Source organism: Halorubrum depositum (genome assembly GCF_007671725.1).
GTDB lineage: Archaea > Halobacteriota > Halobacteria > Halobacteriales > Haloferacaceae > Halorubrum > Halorubrum depositum.
This window is the reverse complement of the sequence record NZ_VCNM01000001.1, coordinates 1,161,945-1,177,228: the sequence shown is the minus strand read 5'-3', so window position 1 is coordinate 1,177,228 and position 15,284 is coordinate 1,161,945. Positions and strand designations below refer to the sequence as shown.

Below are 15,284 nucleotides of genomic sequence, written 5' to 3'. Positions count from 1 at the left end.
TCGGGTAAAACGACCCGATGTTCGGTGAACCCCGGCCTCGTCAGCGAGGGACTCGCCCCGCGAGCTCCTCTATCGCCCGCGCGGCGTCGCTGTCGGGCGCGACGTCGACGACCGGCCGCTCCGCGGTGACGGAGCGTCCGACTCGCGGATCCGCGGGGACGACCGCCGCGGGCGCGCCCAGCGCGTCGGCGATCGCTTCGGTCGGAGGCTCCTCGGTTACCCGGTTGACGGCGCAGCCGACGAGCCCGGCGTCGAGTTCGCGGGCGAGCTCTCGCGTCCGGATCGCGTCGGCCAGCGCGAACGCCCGCGGCGAGACGACCAGCAGACACGCGTCCGCGACAGCGAGCGGGACGCCGGCGTCCGCCCGTCGCCCGGCCGGACAGTCGAGGACGACGACGCCGCGCTCGCGCTCGATCGCGGCCACCGCGTCTCCCAGTTCCGACAAGTCGCAGGCGCGGGCGCCGGCGAGCGTCCGCCCGCAGGGGACGACGTCGACCCGGCCGGACCGCACCGTCTCCGTCGGGTCGGCGCGCCCGGCGAGCACGTCGTGGAGGTCCGGACCGCGGCCGCCCGGGAGGTCGGCCATGCCGAGATCCGCGTCGACGACGACCGCGTCGAGCGCGGCGGCGACGTTGTACGCGAGGGTGGTCTTTCCGACGCCGCCCTTCCCCCCGGCGACGGCGAGGATCACGCGAGCCGCTCCAGCGCGTCGATCGGGACGTCCGTCGCGTCCGCGCGCTCCGCCAGCGACGCCGCGCGCTCGCTCACCGCTCGGAGGCGCTCCGCGTCGGCGTCGAGCCGGTCGGCGAGGTCGGAGAGCGCGTCGACGCCGCCCGCGTCCGCGACTATCCCGGTCGCCGTGTCCACGTCGGCGTCGGTCAGTCGCTCAGCCCGCTCGAGTCGGGCTTCGACCGCGGCGAACCGGTCGTCGACCGAGCCGGGGACCGATCGCTCCGATTCGCCGGCGCCGCTCCCGGTGTCGTCGCTCCCGATGCCGTCGCTCCCGGCGTCGTCGCGTTCGCCGTCGGAACCGCGAGCGTCTCCGACCGGGGCGGTGTCCTCGGGGCGACCGTCGGCCTCGCGATCCCCGTCGACGGCTGCCCGCGGCGGCCGGTGATCGGCGAGCTCGCGGAGCGCGTCGGCCGGCGTCGGGTGGACGCCTCCGCCGGCGCCGGCGCCGGCGAGACCGGCGGTTCCCCGGGCGGACCCGTTCGGCTCGACCGACTCGACGTCGACGATCTCGACCGGGGGATCGACGGGTGGCGCCGGAACCGCGAAGCCGAATCCGCGTCGCTCGCTCGGGCCGACCCGCAGCGTCACCCCGGTCGCGTCCCACCCGTCCGCCGGGACGCCGCCGCGTCGCGGCGGTAGCACCGGCGCCTCGAACCGACTCTCGACCCGCACGCGTCGCGGGACGGCCTCGTCGTTGCGCACCCGACAGCGCACCAGCGACGCGTCGCCCGCCCGGTCGACGGTCCACGAGAGATCCATACGCCGGCTGCCGCGGTATCGCTGATAAACCTCCGTCCGACGCCGACCCCGATCACGGGTCGGGCGCGGCGTCCGGACGGACGACGGCCGCGTCGAGTACCTCTTCCGGCGACCTCTCCCCGCGCTCGTCGAGCCAGCGAGCGGCCTCGACGCCGAGCGCGACCGACGCGTCCAGATCGGCGATCCGAACCGCCGCGAGCGACGCGGCGAGTCGCGGTCCCTCGTACGCCGACGGCGCCGACCCTGCCTGCGTCGGAGCGCCGCCCGGGATCGAGCCCAGAGCGTCGCGAAACGCCGGATACGCCTCGGTCGCGAGCTCGCGGCGCGCCTCCCGTCGGCGGTTCCGGAGCCGGTCTTCGAGTTCGAGCCGTCGCTCCCGCTCGTCGCGGGCGCGGGCGGCCCGCTCGCGGGCCCGCTCGAGCGCCTGTTCGGCCGCGATCCGTTCCGTCTGCGCGCTCGAGAGCGCCGCCGCGGCGGACTCGAGGTCGCCGAGCGCCTCGTCGGTCTCCGCCTCGACGGCCCGCCGCGCCCGAACGTCGCCGCGGAGCGCCGCGACGCGCTCTTTCAGGCGCTCCTCCTCGCCGCTCGCTTCCGCGACCCGGCGACGGGCCGCGGCGAGGTCGACCGATTCGAACTCGATCGCCGCGATCTCGTCGCGGAGCCGACCGAGCTCGTCACGCACCGACGACTCGCGTCCGCGCGACCGGGCCGCCGCCGCGATCTCCCGCCGGAGGCTGGTCCCGGTCGGCACCCGGCCGAGGACCTCCTCGGGCGCGGGGACCGGTCGCGCTTTCACGTCCGGCACTCCCGTCTCCGACGCCCCGGTCACAGCTCCTCGCCCTTCAGTCGCTCCGGGTCGGGATGGTCCGTCCCGGCGGCGAACGCGGCGTACGGCGTCGCCGTCGCGTCCCGGTCCGCGTACGCGCTCGCGGCCTCACGGACCGACTCGTCGAGCGCGGCGAACTCGTTGAACGGCTCCGTCCGCTCGATCTGGACGTCGCCGCCGTGCGACTCCCGGAGCCGCACGGCGAGGAACGCGGCGTACTCCGTCGCCTCGAGCAGCGCCGCCCGCCCGAACCGCCGGACGACCGACTCCTCGTGGCGCCGACACAGGTTCCGGAGGCCGGTGCGGGCCGCCTCCGAATACGTCACGATCAGCAGCACGGACGCGGCTGATCGAGGGTCGAACTTATCGGTTCCGAACTACTCCGGATCGACTACTCGTTCGACCTCGAAGTCGGGGACTGCGTCGTTTTCGAGGTCTGTCAGATCGTCGAACTCGTTCGCGTCGATTCCGGAAAGCGCGAGCACGCGTTCGCGGGCGGCCGGCGCCGAGGGCGCCACGACGATCCGCCCGTCGACAGGGTCGTCGCCGACCGCGCGGAACACGTCGTCGTCGCCGTCGAACTCCGTGGCGTACGTCCGGAGCACCGCCGCCACCCGCCGCTCCGTGTCGGCGAGGTCGGCGTCGCCGTTCTCGAACGCGCGCAGGGCGTCCTCGACGTTCCGTATCGCGGAGATGCGGTCCATCTACGTCGTCCGCAGGTGTCCCTGCTTCGGCTCGTACACCTCGCCCTTCGTGCGGAGCTTCTCGATCTCCTGTTCGGCCTTCCCGGGGTCCATCCCGATCTCGCCGGCGCGGTCGAGCACCTCCTCGACGGGCGCGCCCTCCTGATACTCCTCCTCGATGTCCGCGATGAGTCCCTTGATGTTCTTGATGCGGTCGCGCTGGCTCTTGGAGGTGCCCGTCTCGACGACGTCGGCGTCGAACTGCCCCGTCTCGGGGTCGACGCCGATGTCCTTCAGACAGGACTCGACGATGTCGGTGGCGCGATCGGCGTCCTCCCGCTCGACGGTGTCCGAGAGCCGGAGCCGCGCGCTCGCCTCCGCGAGCCGCACCATCGCCTCCAGCTTCCGCGCGGTGACGGGGACCGGCGCGTCCTCGTCGGCGCCCTTCGAGCGCAGGTCGACGTAGAACTCCTCGATCAGCTCCTTCGCCTCCTCCGTCATCGTCGGGTAACAGGAGCGCTTCGCGTGGGCGATGTACTTTCGGAGCAGCTCGGCGTCGATCTCCGGTGCGACCTCCTGGGTCACCTCCGCCACCTGGTCCGAGGTGAACTCCGAGCTCGCAAGCTCGGTCCGCTGGGTGTTGAGCTCGCCGGCGTAGTTCGTCTTGATGATGTGTTTCGCCAGCCGGGAGTCGTGTTCCGGGTCCGGGCTGTCCGTCACCGTGAAGATCAGGTCGAACCGCGAGATGAGCGCGGGTTCGAGGTCGATCTGCTCGCCGATCGGCTCGTACTGATCGAATCGCCCGTACTTCGGGTTCGCCGCGCCGAGGAGGGAACACCGCGCCTTCAACGTCGCGTTGATCCCCGCCTTCGAGACGGAGATCTTCTGCTGTTCGAGCCCTTCGTGCATCGCGGAGCGGTCGCTCGAATCCATTTTATCCAGCTCGTCGACAGCGGCGATCCCCTTGTCCGCAAGGACGAGCGCACCGGCTTCGAGCGACCACTGCTGGCCGTCGCCGAAATCGTCCCTCACAGCCGCGGCCGTGTTGTGTGTCACGATCCCGTTTCCGAGGAAATTGTGGGTGTCCGGAACTGTGAGGTCGAATACCTCCTTTTCGCCGGTGTTCTCGGCGTCGACGACTTCGTCCCAGACGAGATCGGCGTCGACAACCTCCTCGACATCACCACCGATCGCACCGAGCTCGAGACTGTTCACGATGGCTTTCGCCCGGGAACGGCTTGGATCCTGTCCCTTTACGAAATTCTGGCGATACGCTGCGGATCCCCCGTCTGCCCGTGCAAGTGCGTTTCCCACCGGAAGCCGTTCACCACGCCGAGGCACGTCGCGAACGATCCTGCTGAGAGCCTGTGATTTCGTGATCGACCGAAACCCGACCTGGTCGGCGAACGCGTCGAGTTCCTTCCCGTAAATAGCGAGGTGCGTTTGGATCGAGGTCGATTCGATTTCGTGTCCGTCTGCTCGTGTGTAGGTCCCGCGGCGGTCTCGCTCACGGGTCCGTGAACGGACGCCGTACGTCTCCAACATCAGTTGGACCTGCTCTGAGAGTTCGCCGCAGACGGTCGAGAACTGGACACTCGATCCACCGTCGTCACGTCCACAAACTGCTCCGTCGGCATCGAACAGGCCCCGGAGGAATGCGTTAGCGTGTTCTGCCGTTGTGAGCCTCGAATCGAGCCGAATGTCGTCTTTCGGCGATTCGACACCGACGTTGGCGAAGAAGCGGGCGACGGTCGCGCTGTGAAGACGAATGCAGGGGACGCGCTCATCCTGGTACTCGATCTGGACGGACTTTCCGAATTTGGCTTCAATGATATTGGCGGCCTGTTTCAGTAGGTCCTCGTCGGAGTTCGAGATCCGGACGTGACCGCGATTGCCCCCACGACGTGACACCATCACGTCGCCGTCACCGAAGACGAGTCCGATCAGATACATGAGATCCGCGTCGAACTCCTCGGGAATCGTCACGCCGCTTCCGTGCCGAAGCATCGCCCGTTCGATACTGATGTCGTCGATATCCACGTCGAGCGCATCGAGAACCGTGTCGAGTTTTTCGCGCGGAATGTGACGATTTGAGAGCGTGTCGTAGATGAAGTCCTCAGAAAGATCGAGTTCGGCCGCCGCATCACGGAGCGTTCCGAACTCCTCGCAGAGACGAGTGCGAAGGTGTTCGACCGACTCGTCGGTCGGTTTTAGCTTTTCGCCCGTGAACTCAACGTACTCACGAACTGGCGGCGATGACCGGTCGATCTCGGTGTATCGTGGAACTGCAACGTGGTCGCCAACGCCGACCTCCGTGATCTCGCGCCACTCGATGCCGTGTTCGTCACAGACGAGAACCGGTGTGTTGACCGAGGCTTCGAGATCCTTTCCGTGTGCCGTCTCGATCCACCGACAGGGTTTCTCGGGCATTCGCCACACGTGAGAACTCTCCGCGAGGTCGATCGAGCCGTCGGCACGGTCGAACGTGTACAGCTCGTGCGCCGACTCTGCGGCCGTTTCACTTTCGACTGGATCGGGATGCTGTTCCGTCGCGATCTCCCGAATCGAGACGAATCCGTCGTTCGTGTGAATCTTCGTGTCACCGGCCACGCAGAGACCTGCAGCGGATGATCCTTTTCCTGAGGTATAAACTGATCTTGGAGCAATATTCTCGACATAACTGATCATCTGACTCTTCCCTGTACCCGGGTCGCCAATAAGTAGCATATGCAGGTCTCCCCGGATCCGCGACCCGTCGGGGAGGTGTTTGGTGACGCCGGAGAACAGCTGGAGGATCATCGCGAGCTTCTCCTCCTCGTAGCCGTAGATAGCGGGCGCGATGGAGCCGACCATCGCCTCGTAGATGTCGTCGCGGTTGGAGAGCTCGATGATCTCGCGTTTGTCCTCTTCGGTGATGTCCATGTCCTCGAACTCCTCGTCCTCGATGGAGATGGAGACGCCGTCCATGTAGAGGTCGAAGATGGCGGACTTCTCGTTGCCCTGCTCGACCTGCTCGATGTGGAGGACGCCGACGCAGGTGACGTGGTCGCCGGGGCTCACCTTGCCGGTGATGTCGTCGACGATGTCGACGTCGAGCGACTGGGGTGTCTCGCCGCCGCGGAGCCCCTCGGGCGACTCCTGGATCCGGAGCTTCTGGGAGTCGATGAACTCCGACTGGTCGAAGTTGACGCGGAACGGGCCCTGTCGCTCGCAGCCCTGGCACTCGTGGGGCTCCTGGAAGCCACCGTCGCTCTGCGGGATGTACGTCATCGTGCCGCAGCGCTGGCACTCGAAGGCCGCCTCGATCACCTTCGGGCGGACGTCGGTCGCCTTGCGGACGATCCCCTTGACGGAGACGAGCTTGCCGATGTGGTCGTCGTGGACGCGGATGCCGCGGATGTCGATGCTCTCGGGGAGGTTCTCGATCCGGACGTGCGCGCGGCCGAGGCTGACGTCGGCGGGGAGGTCGTAGAGCCGCAGCGCCTCCTCGGCGTACTCGCGCATCTGGTCCGGCTTCGTGCGGAAGTCCTCGGCGAGGTCGCGGTCGAACTGAAACAGATCGTCGTAGTCGACGTACAGGGAGCGCTGTTCGTTGGGGTATCGCTGCGCGAGGGTGCCGATCTCCTCGCGGTAGTAGTTGCGGTAGAACTGAATGAACCGCTCCGTGAGGTCCTGATTCCCGGCCTGAGCCATTACGAAACCCCTTCGTCGCCATCACGTATGAACCTCATGTTCGGAGTGGAGGTGGATCGCGACGGGGCTCGTTCGGTCCCGGGATCCGTTCTCGCTACGCCTTCGTCACGAACGTCGCGTCGGCCGAGGTGCGCCCCTCGTTGAACGAGAGCACCTTCGCGCGGATCACGTCGCCCTCGGAGAGGCCGCTCGGGATGTCCTCGGCGAAGACGACGAACCCCTCGACCTTGCCGACGGCGACCTCCCCGCCCGAGTGGTGATCGGTGAGCTCGGTGACGCCGAACTCGTACGTCTCGCCGATCTCGACCGGCGGCTCGCGCTCCTGCGCGGCCTCGTGAGCGCGCTTCGACTCCCGCGCCTCGCCCGAGGGCCCCCGCAGGCGACGGAACAGGCCCAACAGGACGAGCAGGGCGATCACGGCCGCGGCTCCGACGACGATCGGGTCCGACGGTATCATACCGGCCGGTCGACCCGCGGTCACGTAAACGCTCGGGGTCCGGGTCCGGTGACCGCGCTCGGTTCGACGTTCCCGCCCGCCAGCGCTCGACGACGGCGTCCGTCCGACCGTCGCGCGCTCGCCGCCCACATGAGAAACGCCTTTGCGCTGGAGCCCCCCGACTCGACGTGATGCGAACACCGCTCGATCGCCGTCGACTCGTCCGCGAGCGTGGTGCGGCGTGAAGGTCGCGGACGCGGTGCCGGAGTTCGCCGACGCGTTCGGCTTCGAGGAGTTCAATCGGATGCAACGCGAGGCGCTCCCGGGTATCTGGGAGACGGACCACAACGTCGTCGCCTCCGCGCCGACGGCATCCGGGAAGACCGCACTCGCCGAGCTCGCGATCTGTAAGACGCTCTCTGAGGGCGGCACCGCCCTCTTTATCGCCCCCCTCCGCGCGCTCACCAACGAGAAGGAGAGCGAGTGGGAGCGCTTCGAGGAGCTCGGCTACTCCGTCTACGTCGTCTCCGGCGAGCGCGACCTCAACCCCCGCCGCGCCGAGCGCGCGGACGTGCTCGTGACGACCCCCGAGAAGGCCGACAGCGCGACCCGCAAACACGACTCCGCGCGCTACTCGTTCGTCACCGACGTCGACTGCGTCGTCATCGACGAGGTCCACCTGCTCGACAGCGAGAAGCGCGGCGCGGTGCTCGAAGTGACCGTCTCGCGGCTCCGCCGCCTGCAGGACCCCCGCGTCGTCGCGCTCTCGGCGACCATGCCGAACGTCGGGGACGTCGCCGAGTGGCTCGACGCGCCCGCGGACACGACCTACGAGTTCGGCGACGAGTACCGCCCCGTCGACCTCGAGACGGGCGTGAAGACGTACTCGCACGGCTCGAACGCCTTCGCCGACAAGTACCGGCGGCTCTACCGCGCGCTCGACCTGGCCGAGCCGCACGTCCGCGAGGACGGGCAGGCGCTCGTGTTCGTCTCCTCGCGGCAGGACACGGTGCAGGCCGCCAAGAAGGCGCGCGACGAGATCACCGACCGCGACATCCCGATCGACTCCCGGGGCGACTACGACTTCCACAACGAGGCCAAGGAGCTCACTAACGACACGCTCCGGCAATCGGTCACCGACGGCGTCGGCTTCCACCACGCCGGGCTCGGGAAGGCCGATCGCGACCGGGTCGAGGAGTGGTTCAAGCAGGGGAAGATCAAGCTGCTCTTCTCGACGTCGACGCTCGCGTGGGGGGTGAATCTCCCCGCGCGCTGCGTCGTCATCCGCGACACGAAGTACCACGACCCGCTGGAGGGCGAGACGGACATCTCGCCGCTCGACGTGCTCCAGATGCTCGGTCGCGCCGGGCGCCCCGGCTACGACGACGTGGGGTACGGCTGGGTGGTCTGCGACCGCGCGGACGCCGACAAGTACCGCGAGCTGTTGCGCGAAGGCAAGGAGATCGAGTCGCGGCTCGCCGCCGAACTCGAGTCGCACCTCAACGCGGAGATCGCGATGGGGACGATCCGCGGGCTCGAGGACGTGATGGCGTGGTTGGAGACCACCTTCTACTACGTCCGCGCGGCGTCGAAGCCCGACGAGTACGACTTCGGCACCCTCCGCGACCGCGTGCGCGACACCCTCGACTCGCTCGTCGACGACGGCTTCGTCGCGGCCGACGACGACCTCGCGATCGAGCCCACCGGGCTCGGCCGGCTCGCCTCCAAGTACTACCTCCGTCTGGACACGGCCCGTCGCTTCCAGCGGCTCGCGGACCGCGAGACGCTGACCGTCGACCGGATCTTAGAGACCGTCGCGTCGGCCGGCGAGTTCGACTCCGTCTCCGCGCGGTCGGCCGAGGCGGACGCGATAGACCGGATCCTCGACGGCCGCGACACCGACCTCGAGGACGGACACCGGAAGGTGTTCGCCATTCTGCTCGCCGGGATGGCCGATTCGATCCCCTCGGACCTGCGCTCGGACGCGTGGGTGATCCGGCAGAACGCGCTCCGCCTGTTGGCCGCGCTCTCCGAGTTCCTCGACCGGTTCGCCGGCCCGCGCGCCGCGAACCTCGCGTGCCGCGTCGAGGCGCGCGTCGAGCACGGCGTCTCCCGCGAGGCGGTCGCGCTCACCGCGATCGACGGGGTCGGCTCCGGCCGCGCGGAGCGGCTCGCGGACGCCGGACTCACCTCACCCGCGGCGGTCGTCGACGCCGGCGCGGGCGCGCTGGAGAACGCCGGCATGAGCGGCTCCGTCGCCGAGCGGATCGTCGACGCCGCGCGCGACTGCCCCCGGATCGACGTCGACTGGGGAGACTTCCCCGAGGCCGTCGCCGTCGGCGAAAACGAGATGTGCGAGGTCGCGGTCTCGACCGTCTCCGGGCGCGCCCGCACGGGGATCCGGGTCACCGTCAACGACGTGGAGATGACGGCGACGACGACGTACCTCGACGGCGAGACGACGGTCCCGGTCGGCGTCTTCGGCCCCCCCGACGCCGACGAGCTGGAGTTCGTGGTCGAGGTCGTCTTCCCCGACCTGCCGCTGATGCCGGTCCGAGCGGCGCGGACGGTTCGGGTGACGTAGGTCACTCCTCGCGCTCCCGCTTCGTGACGTCCACGTGGCATCCGTCGAGGACGTCTCGACCGAGGAGCACGGGGTAGGTCATGTGGTTCCGGTTCTCGATACTCGCCGTCACGGTCTGCCAGCGGTTCCCGATCTTCAGGTCGATCTCGACGAGCGGCCGCTTCTGCCGCCCGGCTCGCGACCCGGATTTCACGTGGACCGTGCCGACGATCGGACCCGCGCCGATCTCCGCGGCGACGTCGAAGTCGATGCTCGTTCGCCCGGCGCCGGTGTCAGATTTGGCGACCACGTCGACCGCTCGCTGGCCCGCACTCACCGTCACGCGTTCGGTGTAGCCGATCGTCGTCCGCGCCTCCGGCTCCGGATCGAGCGACGGCTTACACTCCGGGACCGAGTCGTCCAGGACCGCCGCGAGGGACGTGACGCGGTCGGAGTCGACGCCGCCGCCCCCTCGCTCGATCGCGAGGGCGGCGATGTACGGTGCGGGGCTGATCCCAGTCGCCTCGAACAGACCTTTGAACCCCGCCGTCACGTTCACTTCGAGGACGTACCACGCGCCGTCGCGACACAGCAGGTCCACGCCGGCGTAGTCGAGGTCGAGCACGTCCGCCGCCTCCCGTGAGAGCCGCGCCGCTTCCTCGGGGAGGTCGGCGGTGAAATCCTCGACTTCGCCGCCGACGGCGACGTTCGTGCGCCACTCGTCCGACGGCGCGTACCGTTTCATCGCGGCGACGACGCGGTCGCCGACGACGTATGCGCGGACGTCGAACGGTCGCTCCGTGCCGGTGTCGATGAACTCCTGGAGGAACGCCCGCCGGCGAGCGATGTGCGGCGCGACGACGTCGTCCGCGCCGACGACCGCCATCCGGTCCCCGTTCGTCCCGATCGCGGACTTGTGGACCGCTTTCTCGCTCGTGAGAGGGTTGCCCTCGTTGATCGTCCGGTGGCTGAACGCGATGTACGCGTCCGGAACACGGATGCCGGCGGCGGTGAGCGTCGCCGCGACGCCGTACTTATGCAGGGCTCGGACGACGACGGCCGGCGGGTTCAACACGGGACGCGAAGCGGTGTAGCCCGTCGCGATCCCGATGTCGTCGAGTGGCTGGACGGCCTTCGTCATCAGCAGTCGGTTCGCGACGACGTCCACGTCGGGGTCGAACCGGAGGTCTCCGGCCTCGATCCACGACCTGGTGTTCTCCTCGCGGAGCCAGACCGGGTCGTGTCCCAACGCCTGAACGGCGTTGCAGATCGCCTTCGTCTCTTTGCTGTTGTGGAAGCTCAACACTCCGACCCGGACGGGAGGCGCTGACTCCGCTGTTTCCGACGGGCCCGCACCAGAGGCCTCGCTCATGTGTGAGATTACGGAAACGATCTTGTTAAGTTAATCACACAATTCCCCCGTCCGAGGAACGCGGACCGGTCGCTCGCGGCCCGCCCTCGTCGCCCGCCGCTTAAATCGGAAAACGAGGCAACCCCGCGGCATGCCCGAACGACTCCGCGTGTTCGCCGGCGACTGTCGAGTGACCGAACGCGGCGACCGCTCCCGGACCCACCGGGGGCGCGTCGTCGTCCTGATCAAGCCGGACGACACCACGCTCGTCCACGACGCCGACGGCTACCAGCCGGTCGCGTGGCTCACCCGTCCCGACTCGGTCGTCGTCGAGGGCGACGGCGACGGATTCTCCGTCACCGCCCGCGAGGGGACTCGACGGCTCCGGATCGTCGCCGAGGAGGCGACCGCGGGCCGCGCCCTCCCGGTCACGGAGGCCGGAATCCCGGTCGGCACCTGCCCCGAGGACGGCGGGCCGCTCGTGCGCTCGCGCGGCGACGTGGTCTGTCTCGACTGCGAGGAGCGGTGGGGGCTCCCGGCGGGCGCGAGCGTCACCGACGGGGTCTGTGACGACTGCGGGGTGCCGAAGATCCGGGTCGAGCGCGGCGAGCCGTTCCACCTCTGTCTCGATCCCTCGTGCGACCCGATGGAGGCGGCCGTCAGCGACCGGTTCGACCGCGTCTGGGACTGTCCCGACTGCGACGGCGAACTCACCGTCAACTCCGCGCCCGGCCGCGTCTACCTCGGCTGCGAGCGCTACCCCGACTGCGAAACGACGTTCTCGATCCCCTCGGGCGTCGTCGTCGACGAGTGCGACTGCGGGCTTCCGGTGTTCGAGACGGCCACGGGGCGCGACTGCCTCGACGGGGGCTGCGAGCACCGGGGGCACGCGGCGGGCGGGGCGACGGGCGAGTCGACTCCGGAGAAAGAGTGAGGCCGCCTACTCCGCGAGCTGCTCGCGTCCCGGCGCGATGAGCCGGTCGAGGTACTCGGCGAGCGCGCCCTTCGCGTCGGCGGGGTGGAGCTCGCCGGACTCCAGGTCGGCCTCCAGCGCGTCGTAGTCGTCGTACGCCAAATCGCCGCCGTACTCCTCAGGTCGCTCGACGCGGACCGTCTCGAACCGAGGGAACACGTGGTACTCGAACACTTGCAGGACGGGGTTCTCCCGCGACTCGCCGTCGTCGGTCGGCTCCGGGTCGACGGTCGGGGGACAGTACGCGTCGTTCACCTTCGACTCGATGTCCTCGCGGGAGTCCTCCATCGAGATAGTGACGCCCGTACTGGAGGACATCTTCCCGCGGCCGGTGCCCAGATCGGCGATGAGCGGGGTGTGGAGGCTCGTCGGCGGCTCGCGGTCGATGCTCGGCAGCACGTCGCGCGCGAGCATGTGGACCTTGCGCTGCTCCATCCCGCCGACCGCGAGGTCGACGCCGAGGTACGGGATGTCGAGCGCCTGCATCAGCGGGTACACCGCCTGCGACACCTTCACGGAGTCGCCGGAGGTGATCTCGGCCATCGCGCGCTCGGCCCGCGCGAGCGTCGTCTCCAGTTCGAGGGCGTGCAGGTCGAGCGTGTAGTCGTCGTCGAGCTGGAAGTCGGAGCCGAGCACGAACTGCGTGTTCGACTCGTCGAGCCCGTACGCGATGAACTGGTCGCGCATGCGCTCGGCGGTGTGGCGGATCTCCTCGAACGACCCCTTGTCGTTGAGGTAGGCGTGCACGTCGGCGAGCAGCACCGTCACCTCGAACCCGGCCTCCTGGAGGTCGATGAGCTTGTTCGCGGTGAGCATGTGCCCGATGTGGAGGACCCCCGAGGGCTCGTAGCCGACGTACGCCCGCTTCCCGTCGGGGTCGTCGGCCAGCGCCTCGATCTCCTCCTCGGTGACCACCTCGGCCGCGTTCCGGGTGATCCGCTCGTAGGCGTCCATACTCCCGACTGTGCGGTTGTCGGACATATGACTTCTGGAAGCGTGCGGGCGCGTGGCGAACGGGAATCTGGCGGTTCTCGGCGGAAGGCCCTCCGTCCCGCCGGCTCTACTCCTCGGTCTCGGGCAGCGTCCGCCCCGCCCGGTGCTCCGAGATGATCCGGTCGAGGTGCTCCTGTTTCTCGGCCTTTCGCCGCCGCTCCGCCCGCTTCTCCCAGTCGTCGATCGCGGCCTCCAGCTTCTCCTCGTCCGCGACCGCCAGCTCGTCGACCTCGCGGACGGGCACCGCGTCGGCCGGGACGACCGGCACGTCGTGGTCGAACAGGACCTGGTCGGCGACGTCCGAGAGGTTCCCGTCGCGGATCACCGCGCGCGGCTCGGTCTCGGCCAGCCGCTCGGCTGTCCGGCGCCCCGCGCCGGAGGCGTCTCGGAGGTAGACGACGTCGCCGGCGACGAGCCCGTACGCCTCGTCGGCGGCCTCCAGCGCGTCGAGCGTGAACTGCTCGACCGCCTTCACGCTGACGAACCCCCGGTCCGCGGCGACGTCGTCGAAGTTGGAGTGGTCGAGCCGCCACAGCTCCTTCAGCGTCTCCACCTTCCCCTCCAGCTCCGCGACGGTCTCTCGCGCCTCGTCGCGCTCGCGCTCCAGCCGGTCGGTCTCGCGTTCGAGTCGGGAGACGGCCCGTCGGCTGCGCGCCTCGATCCGCTCCTCGCGTCTCGCCTTCTCCAGCTCCCCCTCCAGCTCCGCGATCCGCTCGTCGCGCTCGGCGAGGTCGCCCTCCAGCGAGTCGGCGTGCGACTCCAGCCGCTCGACGCGCTCGCGGAGCCGGCGGATCGTCTCCTCCTCCTCGGTGCGTTCGGGCTCGGTGGGGTCCGACTCGTCGGCGTCAGCGTCGCCGTCCCCACCGCCGCTCCCGTCGTCCTCGCTCAGGTCCGCGATGACCGACTCCACCGAGGCGTCGCCGGCGACGACGCCCGCGATCACCGCCTCGCGGTCGAGCCGCGGCGGGGTCTTCGCCGCGATCCGGTCGAACTGGTCCTCGTGGTCGTCGTAGGCGTACAGCGCGGCCGCCAGCGCGTCGCGCTCGTGGTCGTTGTCGTACCCCGCCTCGCGGGTCCGGTGGAGCTTCTCGTCGACGGGGAGGTCCGTGGTCGGTCGCCACCCGGCGGCGTCGAACGAGCGCCGGAACTTCTCGACGGTCTCCGGCATCGGCTCCACGTCGGCGGCGACGATGATCGGGCGGCCCTGCTCGACGATCCACTCGGTCACGTCCGCGGTGTCGGCGGTCCGCGAGGAGTACAGCGCGTGGACGGTGCCGTCGAGCCCGACGACGGCCGCCGCGGTCGTCGTCCCCGGGTCGATGCCGACGATCACCCGATCGCGCCGCTTCACGAGCGGCTCGTACTCGATCCCGTCGCGGCGCTCGCGCTCGACCTCGACGCGCACGTCGCCGGCCCGCGAGTTCGACACCGGGATCTCCTCGGGGCGACCCTCCACGGTGAACGTCGCGTTCGCGTAGCCGCCGTACTTCTCGGTCACGTCGCGCTCGAAGTCGAGGTTCGCGTCCTCGAGCTTCGACTGGACCTGCCGCGTCCGCTTCCGGACGTTGCCGTGGATCCGGCGCGTGTAGCGGTCCTGGCTCCAGCCGCCCTTCCCGGTCGAGCGCCCGCGGGACACCTTCACTCGCGTCTCGTCGGTGAAGGCGGTCACCTCGTGGCCGACGTTGGCGGCGGCCAGCCGGGCCGACGCCTCCGCCTCCTTCATCGGCTCCTTCCCGTACGGAATCCCGTGACGGGAGGCGACCCGCGAGAGCGGTTCCGGTCGCTCCGCGCCGGTCACCTGCACGAGCCGGGTGCCGTCGGGCAGCGACCGCAGGAACCCCACCAGTTCGCCTTTGTCCGCCGCCAGCTCGTAGGCGTTGTCGGTGGCGACGTACAGCGGCTCGCGGTCGTCGATCAGCCGGCAGAGCTTCCGGAACGACACCACGTCTCGGGTCACCCGCGCCATCGGGCCGTCGGCGTCGGGCGCGTCCGGGTCGTCCTCGTCGACGGGGTCCAAGATTACGAGGGCGTAGGAGGGGTCGTCGCCGCGGACGTCGCCGCTGTGCACGTCGACGCCGAACACCGGCCGGTCGCGGGCGCGGATGGTCCGGGTTGTCACGCCTCAGAATAGGCCGTTCGCGCGTATATACCCCACGCCGGGTGCGGGGGTTTCGTCGCGCGATCCGGCCCAGTCGCTCCGTCGGTGTCATCTTTTCCGACGTACCTCGTCCAGAACACACGGGCACCGAACGCGCACGCCGATCCCCGAGGACCC

The 15,284-nt window shown here is 69.6% G+C and carries 12 protein-coding genes; 2 read left to right on the top strand and 10 right to left on the bottom strand.

Annotated features, from left to right (window positions below):
- Window positions 1-40: 40 nt before the first annotated feature.
- From FGM06_RS06105 to FGM06_RS06075, 7 genes are all read right to left on the bottom strand, one after another.
- The gene (locus tag FGM06_RS06105) at window positions 41-691 is read right to left on the bottom strand and encodes a nucleotide-binding protein (RefSeq protein WP_144798230.1); all 651 of its coding nucleotides are present in this window, start codon (window positions 689-691) and stop codon (window positions 41-43) included.
- Entirely contained in the window at window positions 688-1,491 is an 804-nt protein-coding gene (locus tag FGM06_RS06100; protein WP_144798229.1) for a DUF7857 domain-containing protein, read from the bottom strand. Before FGM06_RS06100 ends, FGM06_RS06105 begins: the two co-directional genes overlap by 4 nt.
- Before the next feature lie 52 nt (window positions 1,492-1,543).
- The gene (locus tag FGM06_RS06095) at window positions 1,544-2,287 is read right to left on the bottom strand and encodes a DUF7856 family protein (RefSeq protein WP_241662531.1); all 744 of its coding nucleotides are present in this window, start codon (window positions 2,285-2,287) and stop codon (window positions 1,544-1,546) included.
- A 29-nt stretch (window positions 2,288-2,316) separates the two neighbouring features.
- Entirely contained in the window at window positions 2,317-2,655 is a 339-nt protein-coding gene (locus FGM06_RS06090) for a DUF7855 family protein (RefSeq protein WP_144798228.1), read from the bottom strand.
- A 39-nt stretch (window positions 2,656-2,694) separates the two neighbouring features.
- A complete protein-coding gene (locus FGM06_RS06085; RefSeq protein WP_144798227.1) occupies window positions 2,695-3,021 on the bottom strand; it encodes a DUF7854 family protein in 327 nt (108 codons plus the stop codon).
- On the bottom strand, window positions 3,022-6,693 hold the full coding sequence (locus FGM06_RS06080) for an LAGLIDADG family homing endonuclease (protein ID WP_144798226.1): 3,672 nt from the start codon (window positions 6,691-6,693) through the stop codon (window positions 3,022-3,024).
- Between the two features lie 94 nt (window positions 6,694-6,787).
- Window positions 6,788-7,150 carry a TRAM domain-containing protein gene (locus FGM06_RS06075; protein ID WP_144798225.1) on the bottom strand — a complete coding sequence of 121 codons (363 nt, stop codon included), beginning with the start codon at window positions 7,148-7,150 and terminating at the stop codon, window positions 6,788-6,790.
- Window positions 7,151-7,370: 220 nt separating this feature from the next.
- Between FGM06_RS06075 and FGM06_RS06070 the strand changes: the two genes are divergently transcribed.
- Window positions 7,371-9,713, top strand: a complete 2,343-nt coding sequence (locus tag FGM06_RS06070; RefSeq protein ID WP_144798224.1) for a DEAD/DEAH box helicase — start codon at window positions 7,371-7,373, stop codon at window positions 9,711-9,713.
- A 1-nt stretch (window position 9,714) separates the two neighbouring features.
- Here the strand turns inward: FGM06_RS06070 and FGM06_RS06065 are convergent, their stop codons facing one another.
- Window positions 9,715-11,064 (bottom strand): putative ATP-dependent zinc protease, encoded by a 1,350-nt coding sequence (locus FGM06_RS06065; protein ID WP_186310978.1) that lies wholly within the window; start codon window positions 11,062-11,064, stop codon window positions 9,715-9,717.
- Between the two features lie 130 nt (window positions 11,065-11,194).
- Between FGM06_RS06065 and FGM06_RS06060 the strand changes: the two genes are divergently transcribed.
- Window positions 11,195-11,977 (top strand): topoisomerase DNA-binding C4 zinc finger domain-containing protein, encoded by a 783-nt coding sequence (locus tag FGM06_RS06060; RefSeq protein ID WP_186310977.1) that lies wholly within the window; start codon window positions 11,195-11,197, stop codon window positions 11,975-11,977.
- A 6-nt stretch (window positions 11,978-11,983) separates the two neighbouring features.
- Here the strand turns inward: FGM06_RS06060 and FGM06_RS06055 are convergent, their stop codons facing one another.
- Window positions 11,984-12,970, bottom strand: coding sequence for a tyrosine--tRNA ligase (locus tag FGM06_RS06055; protein ID WP_144798223.1), 987 nt, complete (start codon window positions 12,968-12,970; stop codon window positions 11,984-11,986).
- 106 nt (window positions 12,971-13,076) lie between these two features.
- Window positions 13,077-15,128, bottom strand: a complete 2,052-nt coding sequence (locus FGM06_RS06050) for a DUF460 domain-containing protein (RefSeq protein WP_144798222.1) — start codon at window positions 15,126-15,128, stop codon at window positions 13,077-13,079.
- Window positions 15,129-15,284: the final 156 nt, after the last annotated feature.